This window comes from Pseudoalteromonas sp. SCSIO_11900, assembly GCF_000576475.1.
Lineage (GTDB): Bacteria > Pseudomonadota > Gammaproteobacteria > Enterobacterales > Alteromonadaceae > Pseudoalteromonas > Pseudoalteromonas tetraodonis.
Map to the genome: position 1 here is coordinate 2,468,209 of NZ_KK070023.1, position 20,087 is coordinate 2,488,295.

Below are 20,087 nucleotides of genomic sequence, written 5' to 3' on the forward strand. Positions count from 1 at the left end.
TCCTTATAAAACTTCGCTGGCTGATTCGGCTAAAATACGACGCGCAATAATCACACGCATAATTTCGTTAGTGCCCTCAAGAATTTGATGAACACGTACATCTCTAACATGGCGCTCAAGCGGGTATTCTTTTATGTATCCGTAGCCACCATGAATTTGCAGCGCATCGTTACACACAGTAAAACCAACATCGGTTGCAAAGCGTTTAGCCATCGCACAATAAGTGGTTTTTTCACTGTCGTTAGTATCAAGTTTAAACGCCGCGAGTCTTACCATTTGGCGCGCTGCTACAAGCTCGGTATTCATATCGGCAATTTTAAACTGTAGCGCTTGAAACGCAGCCAATGGCTTACCAAATTGGGTACGCTCTTTTAAATACTCACGTGCGGTATTAAGTGCCGCTTGTGCTGTACCAATAGAGCAAGTAGCAATATTAATACGGCCGCCATCTAAGCCTTGCATGGCAAATTTAAAGCCTTCACCTTCTTGGCCTAATAAGTTTGCGGCTGGAATACGCACATCTTCAAAACTAATTAAGCGTGTTGGCTGTGCATTCCAGCCCATTTTTTCTTCTGCTTTGCCGTACTCAATGCCTTTGGCATCTGCTGGTACAACAAACGCTGAAATGCCGCTTGGGCCATCTGCCCCTGTACGCGCCATGACCACTAATATTTCTGTTTCACCGGCACCTGAAATAAACATTTTTGAGCCGTTAATAACATACTCATCGCCATCGCGAACTGCTTTAGTTTTTAATGACGCAGCATCAGAGCCAGAACCTGGCTCCGTTAAACAGTACGATGCCAGTAATTCACCCATTACCAATTGCTCAACGTATTTTTCTTTTACTGCATCGGTGCCAAAGCTTGCGATCATCCAGGTTGCCATATTATGAATGGTCAGCATAGCCGTAGTAGCTGTACAACCCAGTGCAAGTTGCTCAAAAATAATGCTTGAATCTAAACGAGATAAACCTAAACCACCGGCTTCCTCTGGGGTGTATAAACCACAAAAACCAAGCTCACCAGCGGCTTTAATTGTGTCTTTTGGGAAAATATGTTCGCGATCCCACTTGGCAGCGTGTGGTGCTAGTTCAGATTCTGCGAATTGACGCGCCGTTTGCGCAAAAGCTTGTTGATCTTCAGATAAGTTAAAGTCCATGGTAGACCTCTTGTTGTGTTTTGTTTGTTGTCGGTGCATCCCATCAAGGGAGTAATTAGTGAGGAGCGACAACACTGTGTGTTGTGCCCCTCTTTTTTATTAATTATTCAGTGCAATATTATTTAAGATTAATACTCATGTTTGGACCTGAGGCAATGTCATCCTCAAACCAACGAGAGGTAATAGTTTTAGTTTCTGTGTAAAAACGAATACCTTGTTTACCATAGGTGTGAGTATCGCCGTAGAATGAGCCTTTCCAGCCAGTAAACGAGAAAAATGGCAACGGCACAGGAATAGGCACATTAATCCCCACTTGACCCACTTCAATTTCGTGTTGGAACTTACGTGCAGCTGCACCACTTGATGTAAATAGTGAGGTACCGTTACCGTAAGGGCTTTCGTTAATAAGGGCGATGGCTTCTTCAAGGGTATCTACAAACATACACGCCAGTACTGGGCCAAAAATCTCTTCTTTGTACAAGTTCATCTCTTTGGTTACATCAGTAAATAACGTTGGACCTACCCAGTTACCTTGCTCAAACCCTTCAACAGTAAAGTCAGAGCCATCAATTAAACAGGTTGCGCCTTGCGCTTTACCATCGGCAATCAATGATAAAATACGCGCTTTTGCTGCAGGTGATGTTTGCGGACCATAAGCGGCGTCTGCATCATCCCAAACACCTGGGCGTACACCTTCAAAGCCAGCTTTAATTTCATCAACCCAGTCTTTTGATTGGCCAACAAATACCGCCACTGAAATACCCATACAACGCTGGCCTGCCGCACCAACTGATGCGCCTACTAAGTTATTAACAACATGCGATTTACTCGCGTCAGGCATAATCACCATGTGGTTTTTAGCGCCAACACACGCTTGCACACGTTTTAGGTGTTGTGTGCCTTTAGAATAAATGTATGCACCCACACCACACGAGCCAACAAACGAAATAGCGCGAACCGCTTTGTCTTCTAATAAGCGGTCAACTTGTGGTTTTGTACCGTGTACTACTTGTAACACGCCTTTAGGTGCACCGGCTTCAATAAATAGCTCAGCTAAGCGCATAGGCGTAAGTGGGTCTTGCTCAGACGGCTTTAAAATAAAGGTGTTACCACACACAATTGCCAGTGGGAACATCCAAAGTGGGATCATGGCCGGAAAATTAAATGGGGTAATACCTGCACATACACCTAGTGGCTGCATGTATGAATAGGTATCGATTTTACGCGCTACGTTTTCCATCGTCTCGCCCATCATTAACGATGGTGCATTAGCAGCTTGCTCAACTACCTCAATACCACGCCACACATCGCCTTTTGCATCTTCAAATGTTTTACCTAGCTCATGACAAATAATAGTGGCTAATTCATCATGGTTTTCTTTTAACAGCGCCGCGTATTTCATCATAATGCGCGCACGTTCTGTAATTGGTACGTCTTTCCAGGTTTTAAACGTTTCACTGGCAGAGGCAATAGCCGCGTCCATTTCAGCGTCTGTAGCACAAGGTACTTGCGCTAACACTTCTTGATTAGCAGGATTTACAACATCAATTAGTTCATTTGAAGTTGATTGAATAAATTCGCCGTTAATGAGTAAGGGTACTTGGTGCATAATTAAAATCCTATTGATTAAATTGGGGACCGCAGCGTTTTTGTTATAGTTGCTGCGGCTTTATTATTAGTTAAAGTGCTTCTACGGCCATGGCAACGGCTTCACCGCCACCAATACATAAAGAGGCTACGCCCTTTTTAAGACCCCGGTTTTTAAGTGCATGGATAAGTGTTACTAAAACACGCGCACCGCTAGCACCAATAGGATGACCCAATGCACAGGCGCCACCGTTAACATTAACTTTGTTCTCATCAAGCTTTAACTCGTTAATAGCTAGCATGGTAACCATGGCAAACGCTTCGTTAATTTCCCATAAATCAACATCTGCGGTTGTCCACCCTGCTTTTTCAAGCACACTGTTCATTGCACCAACAGGCGCTACGGTAAATTCACTGGGTTTTTGAGAATGCGTGCTGTGAGCAACAATTTTGCAAAGTGGTGTTAAACCCTCTGCTTTTGCTTTTGATTCGCTCATTAAAATCAGTGCTGCGCCACCATCTGAAATAGACGATGAGTTTGCCGCAGTAATGGTGCCGTCTTTTTTAAATGCTGCACGTAAACTTGGGATTTTTTCAGGGCGAGCATTACCAGGTTGCTCATCAATTGAAACGGTGACATCGCCTTTACGTGTTTTAATAGTGTGAGGGGCGATTTCGTTGTCAAAGCTACCATTTTCTATGGCTGCGTTTGCTTTACTTAACGAACCCAGTGCAAACGCGTCCATTTGCTCACGGCCAATGCCGTATTCATCAGCCGTGTCTTGAGCAAAACAACCCATTGCTTTATTGTCGTAAGCATCTTCAAGGCCATCACTCATCATATGATCTTTTATTTCACCGTGGCCCATACGCATACCGCCACGGGCTTTAGGAATAAAATACGGCGCATTAGTCATACTTTCCATACCACCGGCAATGGCTGATTCAATAGAGCCTGCTTTAATAAGGTCATTCGCTAACATGGCCGCTTTTAAACCCGAGCCACATACTTTATTAATTGTGGTAGCGCCTGTGCTTAGTGCTAGCCCTGCTTTAAGCATAGCCTGACGTGCAGGCGCTTGGCCTAAGCCAGCTGGCAATACACAGCCCATAATCACTTCATCAATTGCATCATTGCTTAAACCCGTTTGAGCAAGTGCACCTGCAATAGCTGTAGCACCTAGTTCGGTAGACTGCGCATCACTTAGTGCGCCCATAAATCCACCCATTGGGGTGCGTTTTGCTGCTACAATTACAACGCTTTCGAAAGACATAAAAGGCTCCATTTTCAATTAACGCAAACATGTTTTATTATGTTTAGCTTAATGTTTAAACTAATCTGATAAATACGAGCATACATAAAATTTACGTTTACGCCAACGTAAATCTAAAATCAACTTTCTAATTAGTGTAAAAACTGTAAAGCAAGCTTGCTAAAAATGTATTACAACCTCCATAAATGGCTTATAACGTTTATAAACACTCAACTTCTACTGTAAACCCGCCTTTATTTTGTACGTCTAAAGTATAACAATTAAATCGCACTTTACCTTTACGTAAACTTCACTTATATTGGTGATATTCGAATGAGGTAAACATTACAATGAAATCAGATAATCAAACAAACTTTGCAAATTCAGCCAACGAGCCGGCTAAAAACGAACAAACTTTTAGTATCAGCGAATTGGCTAAAGAATTTGATATTACTACCCGCTCTATCCGTTTTTACGAAGACCAAGGGTTAATATCGCCAGAGCGCAATGGCCAAACACGTATTTACTCAAAGCGCGATAAAGTACGCCTAAAGTTAATACTTCGTGGTAAACGTTTAGGGTTTACCTTGGCTGAAACCGGTCGTTTGTTTGAACTGTATGATGCAGACAAATCAAGCGCTAAACAGTTAGTTACTATGCTTGACCTCATCAGCGAAAAAAAGGCCGACCTATCTCAACAAATGGACGACATTAAAGTTGTACTAATGGAGTTGGTTACCGCAGAACGTCGTTGTCGCGACACGCTTAGCAAAATAGATGAATAAAATATAATAAACGTCATCAAACACACAGGAATGAATCATGAGCACTATTTCACTATATAAAGAAATGAATTTTGGTCTTGGCGAAACAGCGGACATGATCCGCAGTCATGTAAACAGCTTTGCCAGTCAAGAAATTGCCCCACTAGCTGAAAAAACAGATCTGGATAATGCGTTTCCCAATCAACTTTGGCCGCAAATGGGTGAAATGGGCGTTTTAGGCATGACCGTTGATGAAGAATTTGGTGGTGCGGGTTTAGGTTATTTAGAGCACGTTATTGCCATGGAAGAAATTAGCCGTGCAAGTGCCTCTATTGGCTTAAGCTATGGTGCGCATTCAAACCTGTGTGTTAATCAAATAAACCGTAATGGATCACAATCACAAAAAGAAAAATACTTACCTAAACTAATTAGCGGTGAACACATTGGTGCCTTGGCCATGAGTGAGCCTAATGCGGGCTCCGATGTTGTATCAATGAAACTTAAAGCCGAGAAAAAAGGCGATAAGTACATTTTAAACGGTAATAAAATGTGGATCACCAATGGCCCTGACGCAGATACACTGGTTATTTATGCAAAAACAGATTTAAACGCCGGTGCTAAAGGTATTACCGCCTTTATTGTAGAAAAAACATTCCCGGGGTTTTCTACCGCACAAAAACTCGACAAACTCGGTATGCGCGGATCAAACACCTGTGAACTGGTCTTTGATAACTGCGAAGTACCTGAAGAAAACATTTTAGGTAACTTAAACGAAGGCGTTAAGGTACTTATGAGTGGCCTTGATTACGAGCGAGTTGTTTTAGCTGCAGGCCCGTTAGGAATTATGCAAGCATGTATGGACATTGTGGTGCCTTACATTCATGAGCGTAAGCAGTTTGACAGCCCGATTGGTCAATTTCAGTTAATTCAAGGCAAAATTGCCGATATGTATACACAAATGAATGCAGCGCGCTCCTATGTATATACGGTGGCTAAAGCCTGTGACCGTGGTGAAACCACCCGTAAAGACGCAGCTGGCGCAATTTTATACGCTGCAGAGCTTGCAACTAAAATGGCGCTTGATGCAATCCAAATTTTAGGCGGCAATGGCTACATAAACGAATACGCAACAGGTCGCTTACTGCGTGATGCAAAATTATACGAAATTGGCGCAGGCACCTCAGAAATACGCCGCATGTTGATTGGCCGTGAATTATTTACTGAAAGCCGTTAAGGATTAATTTATGACGATTTTAAAATCGAGCGTTAATCCCCACGATCCTAGTTTTGTGCAAAACCACAAAAATATGTCGGCGCTGGTGGATGATTTACGCGATAAAGTTGCCAATATTAGCTTAGGTGGTGGCGCTGCACTTAAAGAGCGCCATGAAAGCAGAGGAAAGCTGTTTGTTCGTGACCGTATCAGTACTTTATTAGATGAAGGCTCACCCTTTTTAGAAATATCGCAATTTGCTGCATTTGGTGTGTATGAACAAGAGATACCTTGTGCCGGTGTGGTTGCAGGTATTGGTCGCGTAAAAGGCGTTGAATGTATGGTGATTGCAAACGACGCGACAGTTAAAGGTGGCACCTATTTCCCGCTTACTGTTAAAAAGCATTTACGCGCACAAGATATTGCTGAGCGTTGCCACTTACCGTGTATTTACTTAGTTGATTCTGGCGGTGCCAACCTGCCAGAGCAAGACGATGTATTTCCAGACAAACTGCATTTTGGGCGTATTTTTTACAATCAAGCACGTATGTCGGGTAAAGGCATTCCACAAATTGCAGTGGTTATGGGCTTATGTACCGCAGGTGGTGCGTATGTACCCGCTATGGCCGATGAAAGCATTATTGTAAAAGAGCAAGGCACTATATTTTTAGCAGGCCCACCACTGGTAAAAGCGGCAACCGGTGAAGAAGTCACCGCAGAAGAGCTTGGCGGCGCCGATGTTCATTGTAAAACATCGGGTGTGGCCGATCATTACGCAGAAAATGATGCGCATGCATTATCGATTGCACGCCAATGTATAGAGCGAATTAATTACACACGCCCTACCGCCCCATTATTAGATGACGTAAAAGCTCCCCGTTACGATATTAACGAGCTTTACGGCATTGTTGGTACTGATCTTAAAAAGCCATTTGATGTGCGTGAAGTTATAGCTCGCACTGTCGATGACTCGTCTTTTGATGAATTTAAACGTTATTTTGGCGAAACACTGGTGACAGGCTTTGCCAGCATTTATGGCAACCCTGTGGGCATAGTGGCTAATAACGGTATTTTATTTAGTGAGTCGGCGCAAAAAGGCGCGCACTTTATTCAACTGTGTGCCCAGCGCAACATTCCATTGGTATTTTTACAAAATATTACTGGCTTTATGGTCGGTAAAAAATACGAAGCCGAAGGCATTGCTAAACATGGCGCTAAAATGGTGATGGCGGTGTCGTGTGCTGATGTACCAAAATTCACCGTGCTTATTGGTGGCTCTTATGGCGCCGGCAATTATGGAATGTGTGGCCGTGCATTTGAACCGACCATGATGTGGATGTGGCCAAATGCCCGTATTTCAGTTATGGGTGGTGAGCAAGCTGCAGGTGTTATGGCACAAGTTAAACAAGATGGATTAGCCCGTAAAGGCGAAAGCATGAGCGAGCAAGAAGTTAGCGATTTTAAAAAGCCAATTATTAGTCAATACGAACAACAAGGTCATCCTTATTATGCCAGTGCCCGCTTATGGGATGATGGCATTATAGATCCTGTCGATACACGCAATGTTCTTGGGCTTGCACTTAGCGCAGCTAAAAATGCACCACAGCGTGAGTCTAAGTTTGGCGTATTTAGAATGTAACCGGAGCGCACAATGTCAGTAACACTACAAATAACAAAATCTAATGTGGCTGTACTCGTTTTAAGCCGCCCAGAAAAACGTAATGCATTTAATAGCGACGTTATCCATGAGCTTATTCAATGTATTGAACATGCTAATACGCTCGATATTCGTGCCTTAGTCCTCAAAACCGAAGGTAAACATTTTTCAGCCGGTGCCGACTTAGCCTGGATGAAATCGATGGCAGATAATAACTATAACGATAACTTAGCTGATTCAATGCAACTGGCTAAACTTATGCAAGTATTAGCACAGAGCCCGCATCCTACAATTTGTGCGGTACAAGGTGCCGCCTTTGGTGGAGCATTAGGGTTAATTGCCTGTTGTGATATTGCGCTTAGTAAAGACGATGCGCAATTTTGTTTAAGTGAAGTTAAACTTGGGCTAATACCTGCCGTGATCAGCCCTTATGTGATTAAGGCCATTGGTGAGCGTGCTGCACGCAGATATTTTTTAACTGCAGAAGTGTTTGATGCCCACACAGCAAAGCAACTGGGTTTAGTGCATCAAATTACTGGGAACTTAGAAACAGCCCTCGATAATTTGCTGCAAACCTTGATTGATAACGGCCCTATTGCCGTTAAGGCCGCAAAAGCACTTATTAACGATGTTGCCAATAAAGAGATAAACGAGGAGCTAATTGCACTGACTGCAGAGCGTATAGCTAAAATTCGTGTATCAACTGAAGGCCAAGAAGGACTGAGCGCCTTTTTTGATAAACGCCCTCCCCAATGGCAACTCTAGGACGCATTATGAACACAGTACAATTACAAAAAATTCTGATTGCTAACCGTGGCGAAATTGCCTGTCGTATTATGCGCACCGCAAAGCAAATGGGCTTAACCACGGTTGCGGTGTATTCAGATGCAGATAAAAACGCGCAACATGTAAAAATGGCCGACGAAGCCTACCATATTGGTGCTGCGCCAAGTAAAGATTCATACCTAGTCGCAGATAAAATTTTGCAGGTTGCTAAAGCCAGTGGCGCTGATTGCATTCATCCAGGCTACGGTTTTTTATCTGAAAACAGTGAATTTGCTAAAGCCTGTGAAGCCCATAACATTGCTTTTATTGGCCCACCAGCAACGAGTATTGAAGCAATGGGCTCAAAAACCCGTGCTAAAGAAATAATGGCCGCGGCAAACGTTCCTTTAGTACCTGGTTACTATGGTGATAAACAAGACCCTGCTTTTTTGCAATCTGAGGCTAAAAAAATTGGTTACCCTGTTCTTATCAAAGCGGCCTTTGGCGGTGGCGGTAAAGGGATGCGAGTGGTAGAAAAGCCGAAAGACTTTATAACTGCACTTGAAGGCGCCCAACGTGAAGCCATTGCCGGTTTTGGTAACGATTTAGTGCTATTAGAGCGCTACGTTAATCAACCTCGCCATGTTGAAGTACAAGTATTTGCAGATAATCACGGTAACTGTGTTTATTTGGGTGATCGTGACTGTTCGTTACAACGCCGACACCAAAAAGTGATTGAAGAAGCCCCTGCTCCAGGTTTATCTGATGCGCTGCGTAAAGAAATGGGCGAAGCGGCTGTACGCTGTGCATTAGCCATTAATTACCGTGGTGCCGGTACCGTTGAGTTTTTACTTTGCGGTAATGAATTTTTCTTTATGGAAATGAACACTCGCCTGCAAGTAGAGCACCCAGTGACCGAAATGGTAACCGGCGTTGATTTAGTAAATTGGCAAATTAATATTGCGGGCGGGCAAACACTGCCGTTAAAGCAATCTGATATTCAACTGCAAGGCCATAGCTTTGAAGCGCGTATTTACGCCGAAGACCCTGCAAATGACTTTATTCCGTGTTCAGGCACCATTGAAGCGTTACACGTCCCCGTTAATAGTGAATTTGTACGCATAGATACCGGGATTGCCCAAGGTGATGAAATAAGCCCTTATTACGACCCAATGATTGCAAAGTTAATTGTTCATGATGATAATCGCGAACAAGCGCTTTCTCGTTTGCAACAGGCGCTTGAACAATTTCATTTAGCGGGCTTTAGTACCAATATTGGCTTTTTACATAACTTAGCTTGCCACGAAAGCTTTAAACAAGGCGCGCCAAGTACACACTTTATTGCTGAACAAGGTGATTCACTCGCTACGGTTGATGAGTCATTATTGCTATCAAGCCAGCTTATTGCTGCTTTTGCCTATTTAGAGTCGTTAAACACGCACCAAGCACAAAACAATAGTGCCAGCCCTTGGCAACAACTTAGTGGCTTTACTTTAAATGCACCGCAGGCAATTAAAATCCCATTTGTAGATTTACCGCTTAGCGCTATCAAAACAGCGCAGGGTTACAATGTGACACACAGTGCGGGCGTATACAGGGTTCAAGGGACGCTAAATAATGGTGTGTGCAACGTATTTATTAACGGTGAAAAGCACAGTGCGCATGTCAACATAACTGACAATGAAATTACTGTAATGAATAAAGCACTGCAAACTAAGTTTGAATGTGTTGATAAGCATTATATTAGTTCACACGAAAGTGACGCGCTGCCGCTTGCTGCGCCACTCAATGGCACGGTAGTAAAACATTTAATTGAAGTAGGTAGCACTATCACCAAAGGTGATGCCGTTGTTATTATCGAAGCCATGAAAATGGAATATACACTTAATGCACCACATGACGGCATATTACAGAGTTACTGCTTTGGTGAAGGTGAACTTGTTTCACACGGCGCACTGTTAGCCATTGTTGAAGATACGACTGTGCAGGAAGGTGCTTAATGAGTGCCTTTGCAAATAAAGTTCGTATTGTTGAAGTGGGTGCACGTGATGGTTTACAAAATGAAAAAACCGTCAGCACTGAAGATAAAGTAACACTAATTAATGCCCTCGCCGGTGCGGGATTAAAAGACATAGAAGCTGGTGCGTTCGTATCCCCAAAATGGGTGCCACAAATGGCAGACTCAAGCGAGGTGATCAATGCGCTTGACCTTCCAGAGATAAATTTAAGTGCCTTAACGCCAAATTTAAAAGGCGCACAAGCTGCGCATGCTGTTGGTATTAAAGAATTTGCTATATTTACGGCGGCCAGCGAAACGTTTTGTCAAAAAAATATAAATTGCTCAATATCGCAAAGTATTGATCGTTTTAGCGAGGTAATGACTTTTGCTAAAGCGAATAATATACGCGTTCGTGGTTATGTAAGCTGTGTTTTAGGCTGCCCTTATGAGGGAGACGTTGACCCTCAGGTTGTTTTAAACGTGGCACAAAAGTTATTAGCGCTTGGCTGCTATGAAGTGAGCCTTGGCGATACTATTGGTGTCGGCACCGCAGGTAAAGTGACTGAGCTGCTTACATTGCTGCTCAAGCATATTGATAAAAGTAAGCTTGCAGTACATTTTCATGATACATATGGACAGGCGCTCACAAATATTTACGCTGCCTTAAGCCTAGGTATTTCAACAGTTGACGCTGCCGTTGCTGGCCTTGGTGGCTGCCCTTACGCTAAGGGTGCGTCAGGAAATGTTGCCACCGAAGATGTTGTTTACTTACTGCAAGGGCTTGGCATTGAACATGGAATTGATTTAAAAAGGCTTGCACAAGCAGGTTGGCAAATTACTAATGCGCTTAATAAACAGCCTGTTAGTAAAGTTTCAGTGGCATTACACACACAATAATTGCAATAGCATAGAATGAGGAGTCACTCATGGCCGGTTTTGATAAAGTAGTTTCGAGTTACGAAGCTGCAATGGAAGGTTTAAAAGACGGCGATACTATCATCGCTGGTGGTTTTGGTTTATGCGGTATTCCCGAGGGACTAATAGCCCAAATTAAAAAAATGCAAACCAAAGAGTTAACGGTCGTATCGAACAATTGCGGCGTTGATGACTTTGGTTTAGGACTTTTATTACAAGACAAACAAATTAAAAAAGTGGTTGCCTCTTATGTGGGCGAAAATGCTCTTTTTGAACAACAACTACTTAATGGCGAAATTGATGTAGAGCTAACACCACAAGGGACTCTAGCAGAAAAAATGCGTGCTGGTGGTGCCGGTATTCCTGCTTTTTATACCGCCACGGGTTACGGTACGCCAGTAGCTGAGGGTAAAGAAGTAAAAGAATTTAATGGTCGCCCTTATATTTTAGAAGAGTCAATCACGGGTGAATTTGCCATTGTAAAAGCATGGAAAGCAGACCGCTACGGTAATTTAGTGTTTCGCCATACCGCAATGAACTTTAACCCCATGGCTGCAACCGCAGGTAAAATTACCGTTGCTGAGGTGGAAGAGATAGTTGAACCCGGTGAACTAGAGCCAAGTCAAATTCATACCCCTGGCATTTTTGTAAATCGCGTGATCAAGGGTAACTTTGAAAAACGTATTGAACGTGTTACCACACGAGATTAAGCAGGAGCACTTAAAATGGCATTATCACGTGAACAAGTCGCAATGCGCGTCGCTCAAGAGCTACAAGATGGGTACTATGTTAATTTAGGCATAGGTATTCCGACACTCGTCGCAAACTATGTACCCGATGGCATAGAAGTTATGCTACAGTCCGAAAATGGCCTATTAGGTATGGGTGAATACCCAACCAAAGACACAGTAGATGCAGATATGATCAACGCGGGTAAAGAAACCGTGACGGCAGCTACCGGTGCAGCTATATTTAATAGTGCAGATAGTTTTGCCATGATACGGGGTGGTCATGTAGACTTAACGGTTCTGGGCGCTTTTGAAGTGGATCAAAACGGGTCTATAGCTTCATGGATGATCCCTAAAAAATTAATTAAAGGTATGGGCGGTGCGATGGATTTAGTCGCCGGTGCAAAAAACATTATTGTTACCATGACCCATGCCAGTAAACACGGCGATTCTAAATTATTAGAAAGCTGTACGTTACCGCTGACGGGCGTTAACTGTGTTAAAAAAATAGTAACCGATTTAGCTGTATTAGAAGTTAAAGACGGCGCATTTCATTTGCTAGAACGCGCACCAGGCGTATCAGTTGATGAAATTATTAGTAAAACGGCAGGTAAGTTGCTTGTCGACGGTGATATTCCTGAGATGGTGTTTTAAACCACTCACAATTTCACCCTGTACCGACCTCATTCCCAGTGCCAATGGCGCTGAGTTACCCAAAATCCCTCGCAAGAGGGATTTTTTTTGCCTTTATTTTAGTTTTTGCACTATAGTGAGAATTTAACGCACCACTTAGGTGAATTCACCCTAATAAAAAAATTAAATAACTGATATAGTTAGCTTTTATTTTTGGTTTAATAATTGCCTGTAATAAGGTGATTGAAATAACTTTATATTGGATACCATGCAAACACCTATTCGCGGCCTTCGCTCTTTTTGTTTTGCCGCAAAAAGCTTAAGTTTTAAACATGCCGCCAAAGAGCTGTATTTAACGCCATCGGCGGTCAGCCATCAAATAAAGCAGCTAGAAGAGCAGCTGGGCATTGATTTATTTCAAAGGCAAACCCGTTCCATAAGCTTAACGCCAGCTGGTAAAAACTTTTTTGAAGCGATTTACCCCATTATAAATATGCTGGAAAGCACCATCATCGAATTTAGTCAGTTACAACAAAATGTAAATTTAACCATTACCCTGCCCGAGTTCTTTGCCAGTGAATTGCTAATGCCAAAACTGAGTGAGTGGACGAGTGAGCATCCTAATATTAATTTACACATGGACACCCTTAAAACACGAAAAGAGTTGACTCGTCAAAGTGATTTATCAATCATTTTATCTTCAAGCAAACCGCTTGATGGGCTAGCTACTGAGTTATTTAATTTAGAATATATTCCAGCGTGTAATAAAAAGCTGCTCGATCAGTGGCAAAACGATCACTGCCAGGCGCTCAATCAAGTGCCGCTTATTGTTCACAAAGCCCGGCCTTGGGCATGGCACCAATGGGCTGAAAAAGTCGGTATTGATGACTTTTCCCCTGCACAAATTATTCAAATAGACAGTATGTTTGGCGTAGCACGGGCTGCACAGCAAGGTATGGGCATTGCACTTATTCCTTTGCCAATAAGTCAAAGCTGGCTGGATGAGCAATGGCTCTACAAACTGTTTGAGCAACCACTAACAACAAAAGACAAATACTATTTAGTTCAGCATGGCTCAAGTACCGCTAATCACCCTCTCGATTTGTTTGCAAAATGGGTGATTAACACCTTTAGGCAAACTAAATAGCAGATTCAAATAAGCGCTCCTTGTTGAGCGCTTATTAGCTAATTTTAAAGTGTGCAACTTTTATTTTTAAAATTCCCCTACCGGAACAACAACAAAAGCGACTATTTATCAGTGATTTATTTATTAAAAAAATCTAAAACCCCATAAGTTAGTTTTTTTCACTTATTAGTTTTGTTTTTATCGCTTGTCGAAATTGAGTAAAAGCTCTAAAGTTAACTCAACCAAACGGCAACACGCTAAAAAATATAAAACGTGTTACTTAAATCAGATTTCATTAGTTTGTAACAACGAGCTAGTAAAAAAGAATCTTTATTGTGTGTGAAGATGTTGTCAGTGTAAAAAACAACTCAAGTTCGGTGGTGACTTAGCTTGAGTTGTTTTTATTTTTACCCTTACACCCGCCAATAAACTTAAGAATCTTTATTGTGTGTGAAGATGTTGTCAGTGTAAAAAACAGCTCAAGTTCGGTGGTGACTGAGCTTGGGTTGTTTTTATTTTCATTCTCATCAACAACAATAAGCCAGAATTAGTTTTGTACTAATACCCCCCCCCCGAATCTTTATTGTGTGTGAAGATGTTGTCAATTGAAATGCAGCGACCGTTAAGTATCTACTTAACCTGAACTTTGGTTAAGAGATTTACTAACGTATTGAATCAAAATTGATATTTATGTTTATTTTCTCTAGCCAGAGATTTCCAGTGAAAACAAGGCGAAATTACGCGTCAATAGCTCGCCTATTGCAAGTAAATTCAACGTAATTAGCGCTGTAAATAGCTGCTTGAGATAGATTTATTATCCAGAGTTCAGGTTACTTAATCATCGCTGCTTTTTTGCTTAAAATTTACTGTTTTCTGGCTACAAATTCTAAAACAGTCGCATTAATACAATATCTATCTTGCCCTCTAGGCCCCTCACCCGGAAATAAATGCCCTAAGTGAATACCGGTACTTTTAGACTTAAGCTCAATGCGCTGCATTCCCCAGCTATTATCTTCATGTTGGGTTACACTGTCTTTTATTGGGTGGGTAAACGAAAGCCAACCGGTGCCTGAGTTAAATCTATCACGGGTATCAAATAATGGCTCACCGCTTAATTTATCAATAAAGGTGCCATCGGGTGTGTTTTTAAAAATAGCATATTCTTTGCAGTAAGGGCTGTCGGTTTTAGCATTAAAAGCCACCTTATAAGCTTCACTGTTGCCAAGCTTAAATGCACCTAATGCTTTATAAAATTGCTCTGGGTTCATGTAGCCTTGGCGAGAATAAACCTCAACCCCATTTTCTAAAAATAATATGGTAGGCGTAGCCCATGTCGCCGATTTAATCGTTAACCCTGCAAGCTGATCAGCATGGCGAAAAGACATTGGAATTGTGCCTTTATAGTCATTGGCAACCGCCGCTTTAAACTTTTCGCAGTAAGGGCAATAACTTTGCGAGTCTAAAATGACAATCTGTTTGCCATTTAATAATGCAGTATTATCTACCTTAGGTTTATCACTTTGGGTAAATACAACGCCGGTTGAATGATCAGGGCAATAGCCGTTTGGATTTTTTTCAAGGTAATTTTGATGATACTCTTCAGCCGAATAAAAGCGTTCAAGTGGCTTTATTTGCGTCACTATTTTTCCATAATCGGCTTTACTTAATAATTGCTGATACTCACTCGTGACGGCTTTTGCGATACTCGCTTGCTGATCGGTAGTGGTTAAAATAATAGAGCGATATTGCGTGCCTACATCATTACCCTGACGATTCTTTTGCGTTGGATCGTGGCTCTCGTAGTAATTTTGCAATAACTCTCTTGCTGAAATAATATTACTATTAAAGGTAACCTTCACCACTTCGGCGTAATTATCTTCATCAAAGCGACGGGATAACTTAGTGATATTTCTATAGGTTGGCTTAAATCCTTGGCCATCGACGTAACCCGATTCAGCGTCTAACACACCATTAAGTGCTTCGTAGCGTTTTTCTGCCCCCCAAAAACAGCCCGAACCCAGCACTATTTTTTCAACATGCATGGTTGCATCTAAATCAGTTGGTTTGATTATTTCATCTGACGATATAGCACTCATTGCACTTAGTAAGCCCACAATGGCAAACGCCGATAGTATTACCCGCTTAAACATACGATGACCTCTTAGTTTTAGTTACTCTAGGGTCTGTTGACCTTCCAAGGTTAAATTTGCAGCAGTTTGTTTGGTGTTTAGACAAGGCAGAGCCTATGTGGTGTGGTTATTCCCCATAAATAGGCGATAACGAAGCATCAATGCCAAACAGGCGCTGCCCTTCGGGTTCTGCCTAGGAGCGATTTTAATCCGCAAAGGTCAACAGACCCTAAAGCAGACCTTTAAACGCAAGAATAAATTTCACACACAATAAAACTTTACGAAGACGGGAATTTAATCGATCCCAGTTTGTCTATTAATATCGTAATAGCACATCGACTGTGATAGCTTAAATACAAACAATATTAATAAGTTATCTGTATGAGCACTTTGCCAAGTATAAAAATATTAACAAATTCTAGTCTGCTTTTTGATGTTTCTCACTACAGTGAACAACATATACTTGCGACGCAAAAAAAACTCTGGGCGCTGTCACAGTATTGTAAAAACACCAATGAGTTTATAGATTTAGTCCCCGGGATGAACTCATTAACCTTGTATTTAAAATCTGCCAGTGATTTACATCAATGGCAAAACACCTTAACCAAACTATGGGATGAGGTTGATGATTACGCCTTTGAAAGTCAGCATCATAAAATAGACACCTATTATCAAGGTGAAGATTTAAACTATGTGGCTAATTATCACCAGCTAACAAAAGATGAGGTAATTAATCTACACAGTAAAGAAATTTACCATGTGTTGTTTTTAGGTTTTGTGCCCGGTTTCCCTTATTTACATGGGCTCAACGCTCAACTGTTTACCCCAAGGCGTGATAACCCACGAGTCAGTGTTCCTAAAGGCGCAATTGCGATTGGGGCAGACCAAACAGGCATTTACCCTGAAGACTCACCCGGTGGCTGGCATATTATTGCTCATGCTGATGCCTGTTTATTTGATGCAACCGCCTCAAACCCTTGTTTATTTAAACCCGGTGACACCCTTGAATTTGTGCCTGTTAAAAGGAGTAAACAATGATTAAAGTAATCAAACCCGGTATACAGCTTACAATCCAAGATTTAGGCCGTGTGGGTTTTCGTCATTTAGGGGTTAGCCGCTCGGGTAGTCTAGACACCTATGCGCACATTATTGCCAATCGCTTAGTAAATAATCACGATAACGATGCCGTACTTGAACTCACCATTGGGTTATGTGAATTACAATTTGAGTGCGATACCGTCATTGCTCTGCATGGAGCCGACTTAAATGCTAAACTTGACGCTCAAGCCGTTTACCCCGGGTGGAGTTATCCGGTAAAAGCAAAACAAACACTTAAATTTGATACAGGACGCGGTGGCTCCAGAGCTTACATTGCCGTAAAAGGTGGAATTGAATGCCCTGAAGTTATGGGTTCTAAATCAACTGACTTAGGGGCAGCCATTGGTGGTTATAATGGCCGAGCATTACAAAGCGACGATATTATAAAAATAACCCCCTATACTCAGCCTTGGCTATGCAATAAAGGCGCATTAACACCGCCTAAACGAAAAGTTATTCGGCTACATCAAGGCCCACATCATGAACTACTTACACCTGAGTGTATAAACGCTTTCTGTACCACCTCATTTACTATTAACCCGAATAGCAATCGAATGGGAGTACGCCTAGATCATAATAATAGCCAAATAATGCAACACTCGCTTTCGCTACACTCACTCGCGGTAGCACCGGGAAGCGTGCAACTCCCACCCGATGGCAACCCAATTGTGCTATTAAATGATGCACAAACTACGGGGGGCTACCCATTGATAGGCCATGTAATAGAGGCGGATTTACATCAGTTTGCTCAGTTTAGAACCGCCGATTCAATTACTTTTGAGTTTGTAACGCTTGAACAAGCAAACGCGGCAAAAAACAAACTCGATGCACATCTATCTCAGCTTAAACTGAGTTTAAATCGCTATTGGGCTAATTAACTTAAAGCTATTTTCTTAACGATTATATTTGCACCTACTTGGTGCAAATATAAATTTTCATGAGCATTAAATGCTTATCCCTGCCTGTTTTAAATTAAAAATTGTACAATCAGTTGCTATCACACTATCAACTTCACCATGTTGGTGCACCAGCAACTTATTTGGTGCATAAATTATTCTTATTAATTTAAAAAAGCCGTGTGACTTAGTTATTTATTTCTGATAAAACAAGGTTAGTCTTTAGCAAACTCGCTATCGTAGGCACTTAATAGGAATGAGGAAAAATTATGTGTTCAATTTTTGGTGTACTCGATATTAAATCGGATCCCAGCCAGTTACGCACTCAGGCAATCGAAATGTCTAAACTGTTACGTCATCGTGGGCCTGATTGGTCTGGTGTGTATTCATCTGATAAAGCAATTTTAGTGCATGAGCGCTTAGCCATTGTTGGCGTATCGAGCGGTGCTCAACCCCTTTACAATCCAGAAAAAACCCATATTTTAGCGGTTAATGGCGAAATTTATAACCACAAAGAGCTGGCCGCTAATTTAGAGGTCGACTTTGATTTTCAAACCCAGTCAGATTGTGAAGTGATTTTAGCCCTGTATAAACAAAAAGGGCCGGCATTTTTAGATGACTTAAATGGTATTTTTGCTTTTTGTTTATATGACGAAGAGCAAAACGCGTACTTAATTGGTCGAGATCACATTGGTATTATTCCACTTTACACAGGTCACGATGAGCACGGTAACTTTTATGTAGCGTCAGAGCTCAAAGCACTCTCACCTATTTGTAAGCACATTGAAGAGTTTCCGCCGGGGCATTACCTTTACAGCAAAGACGGCAAATTAACCCCTTACTATCAACGTGATTGGCAACGCTTCGACGCTGTTAAAAACAACGATGCTAAAGCAAAAGATGTAAAAGATGCATTGGAAGCGGCGGTTAAGCGCCAGCTTATGTGTGATGTACCCTATGGCGTATTGCTATCGGGTGGCTTAGATTCATCGGTTATTTCCGCTATTACCCAGCGCTTTGCTGCAAAACGTATTGAAGATAACGATGAAAGTGATGCTTGGTGGCCTAAACTGCATTCCTTTTCGGTGGGTTTAGAAGGCTCCCCCGATTTAGCCGCAGCGCAAAAGGTAGCTGATATGATAGGAACTATTCACCACCCCATTATCTTTACTATTCAACAAGGTATTGATGCACTTAAAGAAGTGATTTACCACATTGAAACTTACGATGTAACCACCATTCGTGCATCAACCCCAATGTACTTAATGGCCCGTCAAATTAAAGCCATGGGTATAAAAATGGTGCTCTCAGGTGAAGGTGCAGATGAATTATTTGGCGGTTATTTATATTTTCATAAAGCGCCTAATGCACAAGAGTTTCATGAAGAGCTGAACCGTAAAGTTTCAAAACTGCATATGTTTGATTGTTTACGTGCTAATAAATCAATGGCGGCTTGGGGTGTTGAAGCACGCGTACCATTTTTAGATAAAGAGTTTGTTGATGTGGCAATGCGCATTAACCCTGAAGCTAAAATGTGTAAAGACGGAAAAATTGAAAAACACATTTTACGTGCAGGCTTTGACGGCTACCTCCCAGATGAAGTGTTATGGCGTCAAAAAGAGCAATTCTCTGATGGCGTTGGCTACAGCTGGATAGATACCTTAAAAGAGTTTGTTAATGAGCAAGTAACGGATCAAGAATTGGCGAATGCCAAATTTAAATACCCAATTAATACCCCAGACTCTAAAGAAGCGTATTTTTACCGCAGTATTTTTGAGTCGCACTTCCCAGGCGATGCATCGGCTAAGTGTGTACCACATGGTAAATCAGTTGCGTGTTCAACCCCAGAAGCACTTGCATGGGATGCATCATTTCAAAATAATGCCGATCCATCAGGGCGCGCCGCGGGCGTTCACAATGAAGCATATATAAAATAGTTCACACACTACCTACGCTGCAGGTTAAATACTGCAGCTTTACTTCGCTATTTTTTGTACATAATTTTCTTAAAAATTTTATAGTACTGAGAGAAGTAAATAAGAATACAAAAGCCATTCCATCTCTTTTTAGTTTCTGTTGTTTGTCCCTTCTCTAAAAGCGAAGCGTCACTTTGCCATTTTTGTGAATTAAATCTCACAGGTAAGATAAGCCTTCAACCAAATT

Annotated in this window: 16 protein-coding genes; 12 read left to right on the forward strand and 4 right to left on the reverse strand. The window is 41.9% G+C overall.

From position 1 onward, the window contains the following. Positions 1-3: 3 nt before the first annotated feature. From BG00_RS11480 to BG00_RS11490, 3 genes are all read right to left on the reverse strand, one after another. Complete coding sequence (locus BG00_RS11480; protein ID WP_036982739.1) at positions 4-1,161, reverse strand: acyl-CoA dehydrogenase family protein; 1,158 nt, start codon at positions 1,159-1,161, stop codon at positions 4-6. 118 nt (positions 1,162-1,279) lie between these two features. Then, entirely contained in the window at positions 1,280-2,770 is a 1,491-nt protein-coding gene (locus BG00_RS11485; protein WP_036982741.1) for a CoA-acylating methylmalonate-semialdehyde dehydrogenase, read from the reverse strand. Between the two features lie 70 nt (positions 2,771-2,840). After that, complete coding sequence (locus BG00_RS11490; protein WP_036983450.1) at positions 2,841-4,022, reverse strand: thiolase family protein; 1,182 nt, start codon at positions 4,020-4,022, stop codon at positions 2,841-2,843. A 329-nt stretch (positions 4,023-4,351) separates the two neighbouring features. On the opposite strand from BG00_RS11490, the gene BG00_RS11495 reads away from it, so the two are divergent. From BG00_RS11495 to BG00_RS11535, 9 genes are all read left to right on the forward strand, one after another. Then, entirely contained in the window at positions 4,352-4,786 is a 435-nt protein-coding gene (locus BG00_RS11495; protein WP_008114692.1) for a MerR family transcriptional regulator, read from the forward strand. A gap of 37 nt (positions 4,787-4,823) precedes the next feature. Further along, the gene (locus BG00_RS11500) at positions 4,824-5,999 is read left to right on the forward strand and encodes an isovaleryl-CoA dehydrogenase (RefSeq protein WP_036982743.1); all 1,176 of its coding nucleotides are present in this window, start codon (positions 4,824-4,826) and stop codon (positions 5,997-5,999) included. Between the two features lie 10 nt (positions 6,000-6,009). Further along, positions 6,010-7,617, forward strand: coding sequence for a carboxyl transferase domain-containing protein (locus tag BG00_RS11505; protein WP_036982745.1), 1,608 nt, complete (start codon positions 6,010-6,012; stop codon positions 7,615-7,617). A gap of 12 nt (positions 7,618-7,629) precedes the next feature. Next, a complete protein-coding gene (locus tag BG00_RS11510) occupies positions 7,630-8,400 on the forward strand; it encodes an enoyl-CoA hydratase/isomerase family protein (protein WP_016899945.1) in 771 nt (256 codons plus the stop codon). Positions 8,401-8,408: 8 nt separating this feature from the next. Continuing rightward, the gene (locus BG00_RS11515) at positions 8,409-10,400 is read left to right on the forward strand and encodes an acetyl/propionyl/methylcrotonyl-CoA carboxylase subunit alpha (RefSeq protein ID WP_036982748.1); all 1,992 of its coding nucleotides are present in this window, start codon (positions 8,409-8,411) and stop codon (positions 10,398-10,400) included. Continuing rightward, entirely contained in the window at positions 10,400-11,296 is an 897-nt protein-coding gene (locus BG00_RS11520; RefSeq protein ID WP_036982749.1) for a hydroxymethylglutaryl-CoA lyase, read from the forward strand. Before BG00_RS11515 ends, BG00_RS11520 begins: the two co-directional genes overlap by 1 nt. A 29-nt stretch (positions 11,297-11,325) precedes the next feature. Further along, the gene (locus BG00_RS11525) at positions 11,326-12,024 is read left to right on the forward strand and encodes a CoA transferase subunit A (protein ID WP_013464896.1); all 699 of its coding nucleotides are present in this window, start codon (positions 11,326-11,328) and stop codon (positions 12,022-12,024) included. 15 nt (positions 12,025-12,039) lie between these two features. Beyond that, on the forward strand, positions 12,040-12,696 hold the full coding sequence (locus BG00_RS11530; RefSeq protein WP_013464895.1) for a 3-oxoacid CoA-transferase subunit B: 657 nt from the start codon (positions 12,040-12,042) through the stop codon (positions 12,694-12,696). A 247-nt stretch (positions 12,697-12,943) separates the two neighbouring features. After that, positions 12,944-13,822: a LysR family transcriptional regulator gene (locus tag BG00_RS11535; protein ID WP_036982750.1), complete on the forward strand. Its 879-nt coding sequence runs from the start codon at positions 12,944-12,946 to the stop codon at positions 13,820-13,822. Positions 13,823-14,664: 842 nt separating this feature from the next. Here the strand turns inward: BG00_RS11535 and msrA are convergent. Beyond that, positions 14,665-15,951: a peptide-methionine (S)-S-oxide reductase MsrA gene (gene msrA, locus BG00_RS11540; protein WP_036982751.1), complete on the reverse strand. Its 1,287-nt coding sequence runs from the start codon at positions 15,949-15,951 to the stop codon at positions 14,665-14,667. A gap of 360 nt (positions 15,952-16,311) precedes the next feature. Here msrA and pxpB point away from each other — a divergent pair, with 360 nt between their 5' ends. The 3 genes from pxpB to asnB all read left to right on the forward strand — a co-directional run bounded on the left by pxpB (position 16,312) and on the right by asnB (position 19,861). Further along, positions 16,312-16,968, forward strand: a complete 657-nt coding sequence (pxpB, locus tag BG00_RS11545; RefSeq protein ID WP_036982753.1) for a 5-oxoprolinase subunit PxpB — start codon at positions 16,312-16,314, stop codon at positions 16,966-16,968. Further along, complete coding sequence (locus tag BG00_RS11550) at positions 16,965-17,906, forward strand: 5-oxoprolinase subunit C family protein (RefSeq protein WP_036982755.1); 942 nt, start codon at positions 16,965-16,967, stop codon at positions 17,904-17,906. The genes pxpB and BG00_RS11550 overlap by 4 nt, the downstream gene beginning before the upstream one ends. 287 nt (positions 17,907-18,193) lie before the next feature. Then, positions 18,194-19,861 (forward strand): asparagine synthase B, encoded by a 1,668-nt coding sequence (gene asnB, locus BG00_RS11555; protein ID WP_036982757.1) that lies wholly within the window; start codon positions 18,194-18,196, stop codon positions 19,859-19,861. The last annotated feature ends 226 nt before the right edge of the window (positions 19,862-20,087 follow it).

Bases quoted from the DNA above. Each gene is read 5' to 3' on its own strand.
- BG00_RS11485 (WP_036982741.1), bottom strand. From the start codon at position 2,770: ATGCACCAAGTACCCTTACTCATTAACGGCGAATTTATTCAATCAACT.
- BG00_RS11495 (WP_008114692.1), top strand. From the start codon at position 4,352: ATGAAATCAGATAATCAAACAAACTTTGCAAATTCAGCCAACGAGCCG.
- BG00_RS11525 (WP_013464896.1), top strand. From the start codon at position 11,326: ATGGCCGGTTTTGATAAAGTAGTTTCGAGTTACGAAGCTGCAATGGAA.
- BG00_RS11550 (WP_036982755.1), top strand. From the start codon at position 16,965: ATGATTAAAGTAATCAAACCCGGTATACAGCTTACAATCCAAGATTTA.
- BG00_RS11520 (WP_036982749.1), top strand. From the start codon at position 10,400: ATGAGTGCCTTTGCAAATAAAGTTCGTATTGTTGAAGTGGGTGCACGT.
- BG00_RS11500 (WP_036982743.1), top strand. From the start codon at position 4,824: ATGAGCACTATTTCACTATATAAAGAAATGAATTTTGGTCTTGGCGAA.
- asnB (WP_036982757.1), top strand. From the start codon at position 18,194: ATGTGTTCAATTTTTGGTGTACTCGATATTAAATCGGATCCCAGCCAG.
- BG00_RS11505 (WP_036982745.1), top strand. From the start codon at position 6,010: ATGACGATTTTAAAATCGAGCGTTAATCCCCACGATCCTAGTTTTGTG.
- msrA (WP_036982751.1), bottom strand. From the start codon at position 15,951: ATGTTTAAGCGGGTAATACTATCGGCGTTTGCCATTGTGGGCTTACTA.
- pxpB (WP_036982753.1), top strand. From the start codon at position 16,312: ATGAGCACTTTGCCAAGTATAAAAATATTAACAAATTCTAGTCTGCTT.
- BG00_RS11530 (WP_013464895.1), top strand. From the start codon at position 12,040: ATGGCATTATCACGTGAACAAGTCGCAATGCGCGTCGCTCAAGAGCTA.
- BG00_RS11535 (WP_036982750.1), top strand. From the start codon at position 12,944: ATGCAAACACCTATTCGCGGCCTTCGCTCTTTTTGTTTTGCCGCAAAA.
- BG00_RS11510 (WP_016899945.1), top strand. From the start codon at position 7,630: ATGTCAGTAACACTACAAATAACAAAATCTAATGTGGCTGTACTCGTT.
- BG00_RS11480 (WP_036982739.1), bottom strand. From the start codon at position 1,161: ATGGACTTTAACTTATCTGAAGATCAACAAGCTTTTGCGCAAACGGCG.
- BG00_RS11490 (WP_036983450.1), bottom strand. From the start codon at position 4,022: ATGTCTTTCGAAAGCGTTGTAATTGTAGCAGCAAAACGCACCCCAATG.
- BG00_RS11515 (WP_036982748.1), top strand. From the start codon at position 8,409: ATGAACACAGTACAATTACAAAAAATTCTGATTGCTAACCGTGGCGAA.